At 29.8% G+C, this 17,580-nt stretch carries 16 protein-coding genes; 9 read left to right on the top strand and 7 right to left on the bottom strand.

The features are described from left to right. Window positions 1-32 precede the first annotated feature (32 nt). Window positions 33-929: an AraC family transcriptional regulator gene (locus ACX6CF_RS18135; protein ID WP_458786777.1), complete on the bottom strand. Its 897-nt coding sequence runs from the start codon at window positions 927-929 to the stop codon at window positions 33-35. Between the two features lie 205 nt (window positions 930-1,134). Here ACX6CF_RS18135 and ACX6CF_RS18130 point away from each other — a divergent pair, with 205 nt between their 5' ends. The 7 genes from ACX6CF_RS18130 to ACX6CF_RS18100 all read left to right on the top strand — a co-directional run bounded on the left by ACX6CF_RS18130 (window position 1,135) and on the right by ACX6CF_RS18100 (window position 8,281). Continuing rightward, window positions 1,135-2,193 (top strand): Gfo/Idh/MocA family protein, encoded by a 1,059-nt coding sequence (locus ACX6CF_RS18130; RefSeq protein ID WP_458786776.1) that lies wholly within the window; start codon window positions 1,135-1,137, stop codon window positions 2,191-2,193. Window positions 2,194-2,203: 10 nt separating this feature from the next. After that, a complete protein-coding gene (locus ACX6CF_RS18125) occupies window positions 2,204-2,929 on the top strand; it encodes a ThuA domain-containing protein (protein WP_458786775.1) in 726 nt (241 codons plus the stop codon). 374 nt (window positions 2,930-3,303) lie between these two features. Then, the gene (locus tag ACX6CF_RS18120; RefSeq protein WP_458786774.1) at window positions 3,304-4,146 is read left to right on the top strand and encodes a MurR/RpiR family transcriptional regulator; all 843 of its coding nucleotides are present in this window, start codon (window positions 3,304-3,306) and stop codon (window positions 4,144-4,146) included. 188 nt (window positions 4,147-4,334) lie between these two features. Beyond that, a complete protein-coding gene (locus tag ACX6CF_RS18115) occupies window positions 4,335-5,228 on the top strand; it encodes a BadF/BadG/BcrA/BcrD ATPase family protein (protein ID WP_458786773.1) in 894 nt (297 codons plus the stop codon). Between the two features lie 19 nt (window positions 5,229-5,247). Continuing rightward, window positions 5,248-6,396 (top strand): exo-beta-N-acetylmuramidase NamZ family protein, encoded by a 1,149-nt coding sequence (locus ACX6CF_RS18110; RefSeq protein ID WP_458786772.1) that lies wholly within the window; start codon window positions 5,248-5,250, stop codon window positions 6,394-6,396. A 183-nt stretch (window positions 6,397-6,579) separates the two neighbouring features. Beyond that, window positions 6,580-6,903 (top strand): PadR family transcriptional regulator, encoded by a 324-nt coding sequence (locus ACX6CF_RS18105; RefSeq protein WP_458786771.1) that lies wholly within the window; start codon window positions 6,580-6,582, stop codon window positions 6,901-6,903. Beyond that, the gene (locus ACX6CF_RS18100) at window positions 6,896-8,281 is read left to right on the top strand and encodes a DUF2812 domain-containing protein (protein WP_458786770.1); all 1,386 of its coding nucleotides are present in this window, start codon (window positions 6,896-6,898) and stop codon (window positions 8,279-8,281) included. Before ACX6CF_RS18105 ends, ACX6CF_RS18100 begins: the two co-directional genes overlap by 8 nt. Before the next feature lie 185 nt (window positions 8,282-8,466). On the opposite strand, the gene ACX6CF_RS18095 is transcribed toward ACX6CF_RS18100, so the two are convergent. The 4 genes from ACX6CF_RS18095 to ACX6CF_RS18080 form a co-directional block, all read right to left on the bottom strand. Beyond that, window positions 8,467-9,456 carry a glycoside hydrolase family 130 protein gene (locus ACX6CF_RS18095; protein ID WP_458786769.1) on the bottom strand — a complete coding sequence of 330 codons (990 nt, stop codon included), beginning with the start codon at window positions 9,454-9,456 and terminating at the stop codon, window positions 8,467-8,469. A gap of 244 nt (window positions 9,457-9,700) precedes the next feature. Continuing rightward, on the bottom strand, window positions 9,701-11,179 hold the full coding sequence (locus tag ACX6CF_RS18090) for an ABC transporter substrate-binding protein (RefSeq protein WP_458786768.1): 1,479 nt from the start codon (window positions 11,177-11,179) through the stop codon (window positions 9,701-9,703). A 113-nt stretch (window positions 11,180-11,292) separates the two neighbouring features. Then, window positions 11,293-12,219 carry a carbohydrate ABC transporter permease gene (locus ACX6CF_RS18085; protein ID WP_458786767.1) on the bottom strand — a complete coding sequence of 309 codons (927 nt, stop codon included), beginning with the start codon at window positions 12,217-12,219 and terminating at the stop codon, window positions 11,293-11,295. Window positions 12,220-12,237: 18 nt separating this feature from the next. Next, window positions 12,238-13,215 carry an ABC transporter permease gene (locus ACX6CF_RS18080; protein WP_458786766.1) on the bottom strand — a complete coding sequence of 326 codons (978 nt, stop codon included), beginning with the start codon at window positions 13,213-13,215 and terminating at the stop codon, window positions 12,238-12,240. Window positions 13,216-13,665: 450 nt separating this feature from the next. On the opposite strand from ACX6CF_RS18080, the gene ACX6CF_RS18075 reads away from it, so the two are divergent. After that, a complete protein-coding gene (locus ACX6CF_RS18075; protein ID WP_458786765.1) occupies window positions 13,666-14,709 on the top strand; it encodes a substrate-binding domain-containing protein in 1,044 nt (347 codons plus the stop codon). Between the two features lie 269 nt (window positions 14,710-14,978). Here the strand turns inward: ACX6CF_RS18075 and ACX6CF_RS18070 are convergent, their stop codons facing one another. Then, window positions 14,979-15,569, bottom strand: a complete 591-nt coding sequence (locus ACX6CF_RS18070) for a hypothetical protein (protein ID WP_458786764.1) — start codon at window positions 15,567-15,569, stop codon at window positions 14,979-14,981. A 277-nt stretch (window positions 15,570-15,846) separates the two neighbouring features. Here ACX6CF_RS18070 and ACX6CF_RS18065 point away from each other — a divergent pair, with 277 nt between their 5' ends. Beyond that, on the top strand, window positions 15,847-16,506 hold the full coding sequence (locus ACX6CF_RS18065; protein ID WP_458786763.1) for a M23 family metallopeptidase: 660 nt from the start codon (window positions 15,847-15,849) through the stop codon (window positions 16,504-16,506). A 99-nt stretch (window positions 16,507-16,605) separates the two neighbouring features. Here ACX6CF_RS18065 and ACX6CF_RS18060 read toward each other — a convergent pair whose 3' ends face one another. Beyond that, complete coding sequence (locus tag ACX6CF_RS18060; protein WP_458786762.1) at window positions 16,606-17,448, bottom strand: hypothetical protein; 843 nt, start codon at window positions 17,446-17,448, stop codon at window positions 16,606-16,608. Window positions 17,449-17,580: the final 132 nt, after the last annotated feature.

The following is a 17,580-nucleotide window of genomic DNA, read 5'->3' as shown; positions in this document are numbered from 1 at the left end:
CCCTTGATTCGTTAATAATCAAGGGGATTTTTTTATAGGTATCTATGGGTTTTAGCATAGTTGGATATGGTCATTCCTGTTACTTTCTTGAATATCCGACTAAAGTAATATTGATTATTATATCCAACATATTGCCCTATCTCATAATATTTCATGGAAGTACTTGCAACTAGTGATTTAGCTGTGTCAATCCTGATTTTTGTTAGATATTCCATAATAGTATAGTTAGTATTTTTCTTAAATAATCTATTCATATAGTCATAATTAAAATGAGTTATATCTTCAACAATTTCAATAGTTATATTTTTAGAGTAATTCTTGTTGAGAAAAAATATCAGATTGGAAATAGTATGATATGTATTCTTATTCTCATTATCCTCGATACACGAATTAATATAAGCTTTTGCATATAGAATAAGTGTCTCATTGAAGATACATGAGATTTGAAGTTTGTAGTATTCTGTTTTGGAAAAAATTATATCCAGGGCTTTATCAAGCAGATTAAATATTTCATTATATAAATTACCAATATTACATGATAGAGGAACATATATATAAGAATCATCTTCTTTATATGTGGACCATATAGAACTGGATATCCAATTTTTTCTGATATCTCTCATAAAAGTATTAATCTTAGCAGTACTAATATGTACATTAGAAATATTAGTATGTTCAAAATGTATATAATAGTAGCTGCAAGGAGCTTTTTTATATCCAGAGTGAAATAATCCTTTTTCTATAAAAAGGGCATCATTTTCTTTTAAGTGATAATTCTTATTATCTACAGTTAAATATAAATCACCAGTTTTAATTATATACAGTATATATTCATCAGAGACTCTTTCAAAATGAGACCAAGGGGTGACATAATTAATGAAACCCATATTTATTGTTTTTGGCAGGATATTTGTTTTGATTTTGAACACAAGAATCACACTCCATATTTTAAGTCGAAATAGGATAAAAAATACGATTTTGTTTATTTTATTATAGCACATTGTTTGCTACAATACAGGTGTATTTTAAAAAGAATATTATTTTATAATTATTTATTAATATCCTGTTAATTATGGACTTTACAGTGTTGTCAGTCATGGATATTAACTTAATATTAGAAAGGGGAGGTATAAAATGAAGAATAAAATTAGAATGGGAGTAATAGGATTAGGACAAATTTCTGATACTCATATTAATGGTATTGTTTACAGCCATGGGGGAGAAGTTGTAGCATTATGTGATGTAGATGGAAAAAGGTTAAATGAATATAGCCATAAGCTTAATATTTCTGATAACATGTGTTACATGGGATATAAGGAAATGATTGATGATAAGAATGTAGATGCTGTTTCCATATGTACTCCCAATGATACTCATTTTGACATTGCTAGGTATGCTATAGAGAAAAACAAACCTTTTGCTTTAGAGAAACCTATAACGTTGAATAGGGAACAGGCAAAAATATTATGTGACATGTGCTACAGTAAAAATGTTAACCATATGGTATGTTTTTCGTACAGGTTCAAATCAGCAGCTAGATATGCAAGACATCTAGTCAAAAGTGGTTTTATTGGTAAGATTCGTCATGTGTATGGTAGTTATTATCAATCATGGGCTAATTCTGAAGAAATACCACTTTACTGGAGATTCAACAAAGCAAGGAGCGGTTCTGGTACATTAGGTGATATAGGGTGTCACATGATAGACTTAATCTCATTTATTGTGGGAGATATAACAGAAGTCTCAGGGGATAGTGGTACTATTATAAACTCTAGACGAGAAGAAAATGGTGATAAAATGTTACCAGTTGATGTAGATGATTATTTTAATGCGCTTATAAAGATTAAAGATAATATTTCGGGTACTATTACTAGTTCACGTTTTGCATATGGTAGAGGGAATTATCAATCTTTAGAAATATATGGTGAAAAGGGTGCAATAAAATATAATTTAGAACAGAAGGATACCTTAGAAATTTGTTATAGTGAAGTTATGTCAAGAGGATGCCAATTTGTAGAAGTTACTATTCCAGATGAATACAAAATGCAACAAATGCAGCAATTTTTTAACATACTCAATGGAAAAGGTGATGATTTAGCAGGAACGTTAAAAGATGGTTATATAAATCAAGTTATAATGGATAGCATGTTAGAAGCTGATGAAAAAAGACAATGGATAAAAATTAATTATTAGGAGGATAATGATGGAAAATATCAAAGTAACTATTTGGAATGAATTCAGACATGAAAAAAGTGATGAAAAAGTAAGGAAAGTATATCCTAATGGAATACATGAAGAATTAAAAAAACAGTTGGGTTCAGATAAACAATTTGTAATTAGAACTGCTACACTGGATGAGCCAGAAAATGGACTTGCAGATGAGGTATTGAAAGATACAGATGTATTATTATGGTGGGGACATATGAGCCACGAAGAAGTTTTAGATGAGGTAGTTGAAAGAGTAAGGCAAAGAGTGTTACATGGAATGGGACTTATAGTATTACATTCAGGACATGGTTCAAAGATTTTTACAAAACTATGTGGAACCAATACTGGAGAGTTAAAATGGAGAGAACAAGGAGAAAAAGAGAGACTATGGGTAGTTGATTATTCTCATCCAATAGTTGAAGGAATAGGAGAATACATAGAATTAGAGCATGAAGAAATGTATGGAGAACCATTTGGAATACCAGCACCTGATGAACTTGTTTTCATAAGTTGGTTTGCAGGTGGAGAAGTATTCAGAAGCGGTGTAACTTATAAAAGGGGATTAGGTAAAATATTCTATTTCCGTCCAGGACACGAATCCTATCCAACTTATAAGAACGAAGATGTCATCAAAGTAATCACAAATGCTGTAAAATGGGCTAAACCATTGAATTATCCAAAATCAGTAGTGGGTAATACTAAACCATTGGAAGAGATATAAATGAAAAAAATTATTTACTTACGTCGAATTTTGAAGATAAATGGACAGAATTAAATAAATTAATGGATTATTAATTAAGTAGGAAGGTATCTAGCTTGACAAACTGGCTTATAAAGTTTGACAAGCTAGATTTTATTATGGATTTCTTTACAATAGAAATTAAATTACATAAAAATATAAAAAACAATGAAATAATATTGCATAATTCTATAAAAGCTTATATAATTATAATGAACAAAAAATAGGGATAAATAACAGCAAGAATCCTATTAAGAAATGATTTACAAATCATCATAATATAATATAATAAATATATAAGGTCAAACGAAATCACATTAATGATGCAAAAAAACTTAATTAGAAAGAGTGATATTATGGGTTGTTTATCAATAATTAATCAGTTATCTGAAGAATTTACTGTTTCAGAGAGTAAAATATCTAATTATATACTTAAGAACACTAACAAAGTATTGGGATTAAATGCCAATGAACTTGCAAAAATAAGTAAAGTATCGCCTGCATCTGTTGTGAGATTTACTAGGAAATTAGGATATGATAGCTATAGTGAAATGATGATTCAGCTTGCCAGAGATGTTGAATCTCAAAATAGTGAATATCTAGACTTTCTTTTGCATTCAGATGATAGTTTTGAAGAGATGACTAAAAAAGTTATGCTTAACATTACATCCACATTGAATGAGACTTATAATCTAATAAAACCAAAACAATTAGAAGCTGCAATTGATGTACTCAGGAAAGCCGAAACCATATATCTATTTGGAATAGGTGCCTCAGGTATCGTAGCCGAGGACATGCTTCAAAAACTTGTAAGAATAAATAAAAAATGTGTATATTATCCGGACTATAACCTTGGAGTAGCCAGTTCTGTTCATATTACAGATAAGGATGCAGTAGTTGCATTTTCATATGGTGGGAAAACCAAGGAAGTTAATATAGCAGTACAGACTGCAAAGAGTAAAGGTGCTAAGTGTATAGCAGTTACCAAGTGTGGCAAATCACCTTTATCAACTATAGCAGATATGTGTTTGCTTTTACCTAATAGAGAAAATGAAATACGAATTGGAGCAGTACAATCTAGATATGCTCAATTATTTATTGTGGACTTATTATTTGTTGGAGTAGTTAAAGATAACTTTGACAAAAATGAGGAGTATCTACAAAAAACAAGAGAAATAATAGGTCAATTAAGATTATAAATCAGATTTAAATATTACCCTGCAAACAGGAATTTACAGCTTATGCAGGGTAATATAATAGATAATTATTGAAATAATATTTCACATAATACAAATAAAGGTTGAAATCAGATTCTATATACTATATAATAAATATACTAGAAATATTCAAAATAATAACTTGTGTTAGGATTAAAGGTGATACTTATATGCAATATATTATAGGAGTTGATGCAGGAGGCACCAAAACAAGTTGTGAAGCTTATAGTCTTGGAGGCAAACTTTTATCTAGTTCAACTAGTTCTTTCGGTAGTGTTGTTGTAGATAAGAATGAGGCTCTATGGAATATTAAAACAGGAATAGATGAATGTATGAGTTCCTTGACAGCTTCAGAATGTAAAGGGATTGTAATTGGTGCAGCTGGAGCAGAAACAGGTAATGCATTAGAAGAGATAAAATCTTATCTGACTAAATATTACGATACTAAAATTATTGTGACTAATGACGCAAAACTAGCTATGTATGGTTATTTAGAAGGAAAAGATGGAATATTACTTATTTCTGGAACAGGTTCAATTGGTTATGGAAAGAAAAGTAACACTATTGAAAGATGTGGTGGCTGGGGACATTTAATTGATGATAAAGGTAGTGGATATTATATTGCAATGGAAGCTATAAGATGTATTGTAAAAGAGCGAGATGAAAAGAGAGAATTCAGTAATCTAAGCAAGAAGATATTAAAACATATGGGCATTGACGAAATAAAATATCTTATTGACTTTGTTTATAATTCTCCAAAAGGGCAAATTGCTTCCATAGTACCTGTAATATTGAACGAAGCTGAAAATAATGATAAAACAGCTATAGATATCTTAGTAAGGGCAGGGCAATGTTTATTTGATATAATAAAGACTTTATACAACTCTATGGATTTCAAAAATGATTACATAACATTTTCAGGAAGTATAATGAAGATACCGCTAGTTAAAAATACCGTAATTCATAGAATGAAAAACGAATTACCCAATTTACAATTGTTAGACAAAGAATGTTCTCCTACTATTGGAGGATATTACATATTTATTGAAGAGAGTTCTATCTAGCCTTGGAGGAGTTATAAAAATGAGCATTAAAGTTAAAAACGGAATAGACAATATTAATAACATAAATAATTTATTAAAGGGTAAAAAAATAGGGCTTATAACTAATCCAACAGGTGTAGATAAGAATCTAGAGGCAACAATTGATATTATTGACAGGGACTATAATCTTTGTTGCCTCTATTCTCCAGAACATGGAGTAAGAGGGAATGTACAAGCAGGGGCGAAAGTTGAATCATATGTGGATGAAGATACTAATAAACCTGTATATTCCTTATATGGTAAGAATAAGCGTCTTTCAGGTGATATGTTAAAAGATATAGATATGGTCATATTTGATATTCAAGATGTAGGAGCTAGATTTTATACATATCTATATACAATGACATATGCTATGGAAGGGTGCCGAGATAAAGGAATACCTTTTGTAGTATTAGATAGAATCAATCCATTAGGCGGAACTAAAGTTGAGGGAACTTTATTAGATGAAAGATTTCAATCTTTTGTAGGAAAATATTCTATACCTACAAGATATTCTTTGACCATAGGGGAGTTTGCTAAGCTGATAAATGCTCAGAAAAATATTAATTGTGATTTGACAGTTGTGCCTTGCACAGGGTGGAAGAGAGAAATGTATTATGATGAAACAGATCTACAGTGGATTATGCCATCACCTAATATACCAACAATCCAATCTGCATTGGTATACATAGGTACCTGTGTTTTTGAGGGAACTAATGTTTCAGAAGGGAGAGGGACAACGAAACCTTTTGAAATAATAGGGGCACCTTGGCTTGATACTATCAAAGTTATTGAAGCCATGAACAAAAAAAGTTTGAAAGGTGTAAAATTCAGACAAACGTATTTTAAGCCTACTTTCTCTAAGTATAAGGATATGGACTGCAAAGGAATACAGATACATGTAATGGACAGAAATAGTTTTGAACCTTTTAAGACCGGTTTATACTTATTGGATGAGATTAAAAATAGCAATAAAGAATTTGAATGGTTAAAACCTTTCAAAGAAGGTGGGCATCATTTCATTGATCTTCTACTTGGGACTGATGAAATAAGAGAGAAAGATTTTCATGTAGAGAAATTCATTGAAAAACAGAGTGAGCGTGTTATGGATTTTGATAAAGTACTAAAGAAATACTATCTTTATCGTTAAGGGAATAATCCTTATAACATAAATTATAGAACCTGATAAATAAAGGTTCTTTTTTTTATGTTTTGAAAGTTATTATTTTGTGTAAATAATATGAATAGCCAATAGCTATGTTTAAGTAGAAGAAAAGATATATCTAGTATTGATATATAATATATCTATATTCGATATATGGAGGTCTTAGAAATGGCAAGAAAACAACTCCAAAATTTAACAGAACCTATGTATTATATCCTTCTTAACTTAATTAAGCCGATTCATGGATACGGTATAATGAAAAATATAAAAGAAATGACAGAAGGTAGAGTAAAGGTAGGGGCAGGAACCTTATATTCACTCTTATCTAGGTTTGAAAAAGAAGATATTGCTATGAGAGTATCTACGGAAGAAAGTAAAAAGATATATAAGCTTACTGATAAAGGAAGGCACATATTAAGACAAGAACATGATAGATTAAAACAATTGGTAGCAGATGGCGATTTGCTGTTAGGAGATGATAAAAATGAGTAAAGACACTAAAAAAGTAATTAGGCTTAATTCTATCACAGAGTATAAAACTCTAGAAAAATATCTTGAAAAGAAAGCAGCTAGGGGACTGATGCTTTGTGAGATTAAAAGGAATACACTTGTATTTAAGAAAACTACTCCTAGGATGTTAATATTTAATGTCAGCCTTTTTTATCATTCGACACCATTTGATTATCCAAATTATGAAAAGGAAAAAGATTATAGAGAGTTATGTGAAGATAGTGGATGGGAATATTGTACAAGTAATGAAATATATCAGATCTTTTATAAAGAGAAGAATGTAGATGCCGTACCAATACATACTGATAGTGAAGAAGAATATAGAATAATTAAGAATATATTTCTAAAAACAGATTTTATTTCTATGCTTGTTATAGCTCTAATGTTAGTCATGGGACTTGTTCAAGCACTGAACTTTGACTATAGTGATTTGTTTAGTAATATCTCATTATTTGTTATAATATCTCCTGTTTTTTTATTACTAATTATTTTGTTTTTGTATATACCAACACTAATCTGGTTCATAAGAAATAAGATTAATGTAGCTAGAGGTAATGAATTAGTTTATATATCCTATAGAACCAAGTTGGTTTTAACGGTAATGACATGGATTTTGATTGCGGTATATATAATTTGTACTTTTTTAGCTGTTACTGATGGTTATATAAATATTAAGGGAGTAATAGCTTTTATTCCTGCTATTATTGTTTTTATAGTTGGAAGGTATTGTGACAAAAGAATCAAAACAAAGAAAAATACCCGTAAACATAATATTATATTGGTTTTGACGGTTAGTATAATAACGGCTATTATTTTTACAGCTAGTATTACAATGGGCATTATGCTTAATTTTAGAAGTTTTGAAAACAATGATGATGTTCCTGAACAAATAACAGTTTTGAAACTTTCGGATTTTGGTACCATGGATGAGCCAAAAAGATTTCATACCTATAAAAAATCAAGTATATTGGTTCCTGTATATGTTGAGTATTATGAAAGTCTTGGAAGAAAAGGGAAAGAGAATGAAATTACGACTGTAAGTACTACATTCATTGAATGTAGAGATAAGAGCATAGCAGATTATGTCTTTGATGGATATATGAAAGAACAGCAAAAATGGCTGGAAAGAACAATATTGGAGTATAAAGAATATGGTGAATTAGAAAAAGCTAAGGAAGAAGAGGATAATATTAGTAAAATCTACAATGATTTATGGAAAGTGGACAGAGGATACTATTTAACAGATAATAAATCAAGAATTATAGTTCAAAAAGATAATATTATATATATCCTTGAGAGCGACGTTGATTTTTCAGAAGAAGAAATAATCAATAACTGTAAACGAAAATTACATTTATAGAATAAGTATTTATGATATACAGTTAATCGTATTTATTTATCATTACTGAGTCGATAGGTAATATAGTTAATGCCAATTAAATAAAGATGCAGAGACATGATTTCTCTGTATCTTTATTTATTAGTCTAGTTTCAATATTACAAGTTATCATAGCATCCTACATTTTTATGTAGATATTATTTCATTTAAAGTGAGTTCTTTTTTAGATAATCGATTAATGTATCAACTGTAGTGAAAGCCATACCTGTTACTGTATCTGCACATCCATAATACAAGGATATCTTTCCAGTATCAGCATCTGTAAGCGCGGCACATGGGAATATAACATTTGGTACATCACCGATGCATTCATAATCTGTTATTGGTGTCATTATATAATCTTTGGATCTGTATTTTACTTTCCATGGTTCATTGATATCAAGCAACGCACAACCCATTCTATAGACAAATCCATTACATGTTGTAATAACTCCGTGATATATTAATAACCATCCTTCATCTGTTTCAATTGGAATTGGCCCAGGTCCTATTTTAGTAGACTGCCAAGCTGAATCATTACCAGGTATAGTAGCCATAACATGACGGTGGTGACCCCAATATTCCAAGTTGTTACTTTGACTATAAAATATATCTCCAAAAGGTGTATGCCCATTGTCACTAGGTCTACTGAGCATAGCATATTTTCCATTTATTTTTCGAGGGAAAAGTACACCGTTTCTATTGAAAGGAAGAAAAGCATTTTCCATCTGAAAGAATTCTTTGAAGTCGAATGTATATCCTATACCTATTGTAGGACCATGATAACCGTTACACCATGTAATGTAATATCTATCTTCTATGAAGCAGATTCTTGGGTCGTAACGAAATTCTTTATTCAATATTTCTATATTGTCACTCTTGAATATAATAGGTTCATGTTCTATTTCCCAATTAACACCATCTTTACTAAACCCTGCAAAAATATCCATACTAACTGATTTGCTATCACAGCGAAAAGCACCTGCATAACCGTCTTTGAATGGTACAACTGCACTATTAAAGATACTGTTAGATGAAGGTATAGCATTTCGTTTGATTATAGGGTTGTTCTCATACCTCCATATAGGCATTTCATAACCTTCAGGTTTTTCCTGCCATGGGATATTAGGTAGACTATTTCCAATAATTTTTGCCATTAGCATGACCTCCTTACTCTATTTACATTTGTAACCCATATTATTCATGACATTCTAATCTATGTAATCTTGAAGTCTTAGTTCTATTATGAATAATATGGGTTAAATTAAAATATTTTAATGGCAAGCATTAACAATAAGTATTAATCTTTAATAGTAATGACCTTCTTAAAAGATTAGTGACTTAACCTTAACGCTTGCCATAAAAGATTATATATATTACGTTACATATTAATAGGATAGATTATTTACTGAACTCATCAACTTGCTTTTGTGCTTCAGTAATTATTTTTTGATATCCAGCAGAGTCTAATTCTTCAGTAATTTTTTTAGTTAACTCTATAGGATCTTTTGCTCCTGTTAATAGTTCACTTCTGTATTTTAGATATATAGCTCTACATTCTGCTAATTCTGTTTCAATACTAGAAGTATTTAAACTAAAACCTATTAAAACTGAAGGGGTAGCATTGGCATTTAATTCTTTTACTTCATCCCATTGATTGAATGTGCTAATATCTTCTTGGGATACATTGAAGAAAGTACCTTGAGTATATCCAGCCATTGTCCAATCAGAATTGAATTTATGGACTTTTCCATCGTCAGTATATTCGAAGTTTTCTCCTTCAAGTCCATAGTAGAATGCATCTCTCACATATGAATCTTGATTCATTAATTCTATAAGTTTTAAACATTTCTCAGGATATTTAGTACCTGAATAAATACCGTTAAGTGAACCACCAACTGTTGTATTAGAAACAATAGTTTCTGATAATTGTACTGCTTCTGCTTCTATACCTGTGTTAGGTCCCCATGTTGTTTTTGCAGCAGATGGCCATCCTTGTGCAACAAATGCAACTCTATAGCCTGATTGTTCGTCAAGTGCTGGTGCATCAGCATTGATGATACCTTCCTTATACCAATTGTGTAATATACTTAAATTATCAAGTACATCTTTTTGTTCTAAAGTGTTGACAACAGTTCTCTTATCATCATCAAAACGAACTCCTAATGTTGGTAAACCTGCTTGCATAGTATCATAGTTAAAGAATATATAGTCCAAACCATTCTTATATAACTTGAAAGGAGGAATATTTTCTCCGTCTCTCACTTCTCTGAAAACATCAGTTAATTGATCAAGACTTTTGAGGTTTTTAATATCTATGTCATATTTATCAACCATAGCAGTATCCCATACTAAATATTGTGTTGCTGAACTATCTTTGTATGTTGGTACAGAGAAGATTTTTCCGTCTATTGAAACAGCATCCCAGTAATCTTTAGGAATATAATTGTATAGATCAGGAGTTGCTGTTTTCACTAATTCAGTAATGTCTTTGAATGTACCTAATGAAACTTCTGTATTATATCTTCCTTCATTTGTAAATAGTATGTCAAAGTATTCGCCAGAGTTGACGATTAGACTCTTTTTATCATCCCATTCTCCCCAAGGAATGACACTTACATCAACATGAGCTCCTATTTTTTCTTCTAGATATTCATTGATGTGCTTTTGCCACTTATCATAATTGGTTGGCATTCCGTTACCGACTGTATACCATTTAAGAGTTGGAATTTTTTCTTTACTACTATCATTATTTTGATCTTCTTTAGAAGTCTGACCAGATGTATCGTTATCTTTTGTGTCTGTTTTTTTTGCACATCCTGCAATAGATATCAACATTGCAATTAATACTACCCATAGAACTAACTTATTTCTTTTCATTATGTTTTTCCTCCTTTTTTTGAATAGACATAAACTGTCTATTTATATCATTGATTATGTATATATATATTATACAAGCATTGATTTTGCTAATATAATATGATATATCAATGTTATCCTTTTACAGCACCAATAGTTAATCCTGTAATAAAATATTTCTGGAAGAATGGATAGATACAAGCGATTGGTAAAGCAATTATAATCGCAATAGCCATTCTAACGCCTTCTTTTGGCATCTGATTTTTATATTGTTGTAAAGATACTCCTGCGGTAGGATTATTAGCTAGGTATTCAATATTCTTTTGTATATTATTTAGTAAAGCTTGTAATGAAATTAAATCGGAATCATTTATATATAAAGAAGATAAAAACCAGTCATTCCAATATCCAAAACTTAAAAACAGACTAATAGTAGCTAATACAGGTTTGGATATAGGTAATACAATACGAATGAATATATTCAGTTGTGAGGCTCCGTCTATCCTAGCAGATTCAATAATGGACTCAGGTATTGTTGTTCTGAAAAATGTCTTACAGATTATGACATTGAATGAACTAACTGCTAAGGGTAATATTAAACTCCAGATAGAATCTTTTAATCCAAGGAAATTGGTGTACACTACATAAGTAGCAATCATTCCACCATTAAATATCATTGGTATAAATACTATCCAAGTTAAAAAACCTTTTAATTTGTAATCAGGTCTTGATAAGACATACCCCATTGTTGTTGTAAGGATAACACCTATCAGGGTTCCTAAGCAGGTAACCAGAATTGATATAAACAATGCTTTTATAATAACATCTGCTTCTTGGTATAAAAACATGTACGCATCTAATGAAAATTCTTTTGGTATTAAATGATAACCATATTTTGCCAAAGATTTTTCTGATGTTATAGATATCATGAAGACAAATATAATAGGAGCAATACATATAATCGAAGCAATTATAAAAATAATATTAAATATGCCATTGGAAGATTTTTTTATTTTATTAAATTTTAGTGTTTCAGTTTTTTCTTTATTCTTTTTTAACATAATGCTCAATCCTCCATTCTATATGATAGCATTTTCATTATCTATTTTACGTACAATCCAGTTTGCTAATAAAATAGTAATACAGCCGGTTACTGATTGAAAGAACGTTGCTGCTGCAGTCATTCCTATAGGTGAAGCAGAACGGAGCGCAGTATATACATATGTATCAAGAGTGGATGCTACATTATATAACGATCCTGGAATGCTTCTTGTTATTTGATAGAACAATCCAAAATCTGTATTAAGTATACGACCTACATTAAGAATGAACATCATGACAACGATTGTTTTAAGTGATGGAAGAGTTATGTATTTTATCTGTTGCCATTTAGTTGCACCATCAATTACGGCTGCTTCATATAATTGTCCACTAATTCCTGCGATACTTGCTAAGTAGATGACCATGTTATATCCAACTGTTTTCCATAGTTGCATAAAAATTAGAATATAGGGCCAATATTTTGATTCCATATACCATTTGATCGTATCTTTACCAAAAAAGGATAATACGTTATTGAATACACCTTTATCCATACTCAAGAAAGCATATACAAAATAACTAACGACAACCCATGACATGAAATGAGGGAAGAACATCATGGTTTGATAAGCTTTTGATCTCCTTTTATTATATATAAGGCTTATCATTATAGCTAAAGTAACTGGAACTATAATTCCTAATAGGATGAAAATGAGATTATATCCTATTGTATTTCTTAGTAAAATAAATATTGTATTTGATTTGATAAGATATCTGAAATTATCAAAGCCAACCCACTCACTGCTAAACAAGTTGTAGAGGAATCCTTTTCCCGGGAAAGTTACATATTTCTTAAATGCTATAATGATTCCAAACATAGGAAGAAAACTAAATAATATATACCATATTAAAGTGGGAGCTGCTAACAATGTTAATTCAAAATCATCTTTTCGCCATTTTCTTTTAATTTTAATAGTATGGTTTTTTTTCTTTTTTGTTCCCTTAACTATTACCATAAACCATTTTCTCCTCTCCAGTTTTATTATATATATACTTTATCATATTTAACAAATAAATACAACTTTTTTTAACATTATTAAGCTTTTAGTTGTCAAATATACCTATTATATGAGGTATATTAATGGATTTTAGTATAAAATAAATAACTGAAATTGAAAAATATTGATGGGTTAACATATATTTTAATAAAATGTTAAAATTAATGTTAACAATATATTTAACATTTTTACATTATTATTTTTTTATACAGTGTATTAGTTATAAATAACACTTTACAATTGTTGTACTCTTTTTATCATTATGCTATAATCTATAAAGTAATTGTTAATGTTAAAAATAGATACCGTATCATTGATGTATCTAATTGTATTAAAACAAACATAGTAGTATAATGTTAAAATAATTTGATTCGTATGTTAAATAACCGTATTGATAGGGGTAGTATAATGAAAAAAATAACTATGCAAACAATCGCAGACCTACTTAATATATCTCGTGTAACTGTTTGGAAAGTCCACAATAACTATCCGGGGGTTTCTGATTCATTACGCAAGAAAATCTTAGATAAATCTAAAGAGTTGGGGTATGAAAAATTACGCCCTACTGATGATGAAGAGGATTATAATATAGAAGTCCTCAATTCTAATGTAGAGAAAACAACTATATCCGTAATTGTCTGTCGTCCAGAATCTTCAATTTTTTGGATGGATATAATTCATAATATAGCTAAAACCTTATCGTTGCTTAACATAAATTTGATGTATACATATCTTCCTGCTGAAGTAAAAGGGGATTATAGATTACCTGATATTTTAGTTGATGGAACAGTTCAAGGTACTATTGTATTGAATGTATATGACTATAATATATTGTCGTTGATAAACAACCTTGCGATTCCAAAAGTGTTTTTGGATATGGTACCAACCATACCAGTAACAAAACTTACTGGAGATTTGGTTTTGCTAGAAGGTCATAATGCATTGTTTGACATAACTGAGAACATCATAAAAAAAGGAAGAAAAGAAATAGGATTCATTGGTGATATTAATTATGCTGTAACCAATCATACTAGATATGAAGGTTATGTTGCAGCAATGAAAAAAAATAATTTAACTATAAATACAGATTTTTGTCTTGTTCATAGTATAGGTATATACTCATATGCTGACGAGATAAATGATTTTCTATCTAAACTTGATAAGCTACCAGAAGCTTTTGTTTGTGCAAGTGATTATATTGCGAATTTTGTTTTGGATTATCTTAAAAGGAATGACTATAGCGTACCTAACGATATAGCAATTTCAGGGTATGATGATAGTAGAGAATATACTCATCTATCCGGAGATCTAACCACTGTTCAAGTTAAAAATGATGCATTAGGAGAAAGGCTTGTTAGACAACTTTTGTATAGAGTAGAACATCCTGATTATCCAACTGAAATAATATCAATTCAATCAAAAATTCTTTTTAAGAAATCTACTGATTTCTAATTTCGTAGATACTATTACATAAGAATATTAAAATAAACCACACCCGGTCATTCATACACTATCATTAGATTGTCAAGAGCTAAACAGTAAAAAACTAGTAAAAATAACACAAGGAATATATTGCACATGTGTAATATATTCCTTGTGTTATTTTTATTAAAGTGGTACATGAATCTATTTTGAAATAAATACTGTAGAAAATTTCAATCTTTATCTAGTTAAATGATTGCGTATTCTACCGACTCACTACAAGAGTATTTGTAAAAGCATCATACATTGTAGAATCCGCATTTTTTTCTTTTTACTCCTAGGAATCCCCTATAATTTGCTGAAAATAAATCCTCTCCATACCTATCATATATATCTTTAAGCCATTTCCCTGTTGCTGAGAATACAACAGAATTCCAACAATCTCCTGACTCATGAAAATACTTATCTGCCTTTATTTTTATATTTTCTTTTATTACAATTAGACTGTTTTTATTTATATAAAGTTTTTCTATCATTTCAATTCCAAGTTCTTTTCCACTAACTTGAATATTATCATTTTCAAACGCTTGTTGCGCACACTTAACAACTGTATCTATTTCCTGTTTAACATTAACTGATTCAGATACGTTATGTACATTATTTGTAGTACAGTAATAACCCTGTGCTATGATTATTCTATTATCGCTTAAATCAATAAAATCTATTTTTTTATCGTTATTTCCATCTGTAATTCCATTCGTTGCTAATTCTTTAATATCATTTCTATCTAGGTACAACGCCATTACCCATGCAAGATGCGCATTACCTTCTGAAAATTCTTCTATTAATTCAGTATTAGGGGTACCGCCAACATTTCCGACAAAACTCACGTTAAGACAATATTTGGAAATAAAAAAGACGATTTTGTTCACGCTAAGGAGTAACAATTACAAAAACCCCATGAATACTTAACGTTGTTACTTCTCATCTTACTGGTGCTACCCTTTAAAAAATAATCAATAATCTAAAGTTCCTAAAATATTTTATTTTATGTCGTGTTAATGTCGTGTTGGATAATGTTATGATATATTCAAGTCAAACAAATTGGTTATATTATATAAAATCGCGATTTATATATACAAATTAAAAAAGAAAGAAGGAAAAAGTATGTCAAACACAAGATGGGCTTTAAGAGACGCTGATACCTATTCTACGTATCAAGCCACTGAAGTAATAGGTGAAATTTATAAAGACGAAGAAGTGGAATACCTTAATCAAAAAGTAAATGGATATGCGTATATTGAATATAATACTTCCAGTGGTAGAAAGAGAGCTTGGGTTTATGCTAATAATTTAGGAACATCTAAACCACCAGTTAAAATTATGAAGGATCCTATTTCTCCATCATTAAATTACACATATCCTAATCACAAAGATTATCCAGTAGGAAAAGGAACTCCTGTATATGCAATGTGTGATGGAACATTTAAATTTGGGTATTATTGGGGTAAATTAAAAGAAGATAGTTCATACTCTTATATCAGTTTAGGTCGAGGATTCAGATTAACTCCTGATTCGGGTTGGCAAACTGCAGATGGAAGAAAAGCTTCATATATTGAATACGGTCACTTATCAAAACTTAATGGATATTCAACGCCAGATTATGTTGAAAGATGTCCAAACTCAACATATAGTAATTGTGTTGAGGCAAATGTTAAAACACTAGCTACGAAACATGTGCAATGTGGAGAACTCATTGGATATAGCGGTAATTCAGGAAATACATTAGGGGCAAATGGTCTACACTTACACATCCGCCTTAAGTAATACATAAAAATAAAGAGCTATTCACAAGTTATAAAATGAATAGCTCTTTATTTTATACCCTCAATTATTCTAATATCATTAATATTTATAATTATTGAGTTAATAGCTTATTATTTTACATGATTTGTACATAAATGGCAAAACATTATCGTCTGTTAAAATAAATTGTATAGTAACCTTTTCTGTCATATCTAATATCTCATTATAATTTTCTTTTAGAAAAATACTAAGTATTGTTTCCTTAAATTCATTGCCTTGCATGTAATCCTTAGTACCTGCAGCATCTCTAATCGCTTTGATGTTCGAAGAAGCAAGCTCATATTCATCTACTATTTCCACTTCTCCAAAAAATAATCCATCAAATGTTGCAGTATAAAGTCCGGCTTCATCTTTTGAAATGTTTGTCAAACGGTAATATCCAGATCTCATAGTATCTCCTGGTTTACAGATATAAGTACTATTTGAATATTCAAGATAGGAAGATTCTTTATCTGTATATTTCATTTCACCCCAATATTTATTTATAGTTTTTTTGAAATCTTCTTTACTAAATTCCGCAATATAATTTTGAGACTCATTTATAAAATTTAAATATGTATATAATGTAAGTTGATCCCAATCAGGTTGACTTGATGAATTAAATTGAGGCAATTCTGCTAATTCATATAAATGCATGTTATAATAATCAAAAAAAAGCCTAATAAAATCATCTGATAATTCCAGTTTATCAACAATAAGTAATTTAACTAAATCGTTATTCGTTGATACAGGTATTGAGTTTATGTTTGTCTCTTTTGAAATATTTTCTGATTGCTGGGAATCAGTAGGATGTGATTCTTGAGGCGGATTAATTTGGTTATTGGTTTCATTTTTTAAAGATTCACATGAACATAAAACTAAAATAAGTGTAATAATGGTAAAAATAACTTTTAATGTTCTCATTTTTTATACTCTCCCTTATTCTTAAATAGTTCCTTTACATTATTTCTGAAAATATATTATACTATATTTAGTTATATACCATAAAAATAATGTGAAATTGCAAAAGATTACTGTTTGTTCAAAATTATTATA

Source organism: Vallitalea sediminicola (assembly GCF_054408565.1).
The sequence above is the reverse complement of the archived record's forward strand: the minus strand, read 5'-3'. Positions and strand labels throughout refer to the sequence as shown.

Excerpts from the sequence above, each read along its gene's own strand:
- ACX6CF_RS18130 (WP_458786776.1), top strand. The coding sequence starts at position 1,135 with ATGAAGAATAAAATTAGAATGGGAGTAATAGGATTAGGACAAATTTCT.
- ACX6CF_RS18125 (WP_458786775.1), top strand. The coding sequence starts at position 2,204 with ATGGAAAATATCAAAGTAACTATTTGGAATGAATTCAGACATGAAAAA.
- ACX6CF_RS18120 (WP_458786774.1), top strand. The coding sequence starts at position 3,304 with ATGGGTTGTTTATCAATAATTAATCAGTTATCTGAAGAATTTACTGTT.
- ACX6CF_RS18115 (WP_458786773.1), top strand. The coding sequence starts at position 4,335 with ATGCAATATATTATAGGAGTTGATGCAGGAGGCACCAAAACAAGTTGT.
- ACX6CF_RS18110 (WP_458786772.1), top strand. The coding sequence starts at position 5,248 with ATGAGCATTAAAGTTAAAAACGGAATAGACAATATTAATAACATAAAT.
- ACX6CF_RS18105 (WP_458786771.1), top strand. The coding sequence starts at position 6,580 with ATGGCAAGAAAACAACTCCAAAATTTAACAGAACCTATGTATTATATC.
- ACX6CF_RS18100 (WP_458786770.1), top strand. The coding sequence starts at position 6,896 with ATGAGTAAAGACACTAAAAAAGTAATTAGGCTTAATTCTATCACAGAG.
- ACX6CF_RS18095 (WP_458786769.1), bottom strand. The coding sequence starts at position 9,456 with ATGGCAAAAATTATTGGAAATAGTCTACCTAATATCCCATGGCAGGAA.
- ACX6CF_RS18090 (WP_458786768.1), bottom strand. The coding sequence starts at position 11,179 with ATGAAAAGAAATAAGTTAGTTCTATGGGTAGTATTAATTGCAATGTTG.
- ACX6CF_RS18085 (WP_458786767.1), bottom strand. The coding sequence starts at position 12,219 with ATGTTAAAAAAGAATAAAGAAAAAACTGAAACACTAAAATTTAATAAA.
- ACX6CF_RS18080 (WP_458786766.1), bottom strand. The coding sequence starts at position 13,215 with ATGGTAATAGTTAAGGGAACAAAAAAGAAAAAAAACCATACTATTAAA.
- ACX6CF_RS18075 (WP_458786765.1), top strand. The coding sequence starts at position 13,666 with ATGAAAAAAATAACTATGCAAACAATCGCAGACCTACTTAATATATCT.
- ACX6CF_RS18065 (WP_458786763.1), top strand. The coding sequence starts at position 15,847 with ATGTCAAACACAAGATGGGCTTTAAGAGACGCTGATACCTATTCTACG.
- ACX6CF_RS18060 (WP_458786762.1), bottom strand. The coding sequence starts at position 17,448 with ATGAGAACATTAAAAGTTATTTTTACCATTATTACACTTATTTTAGTT.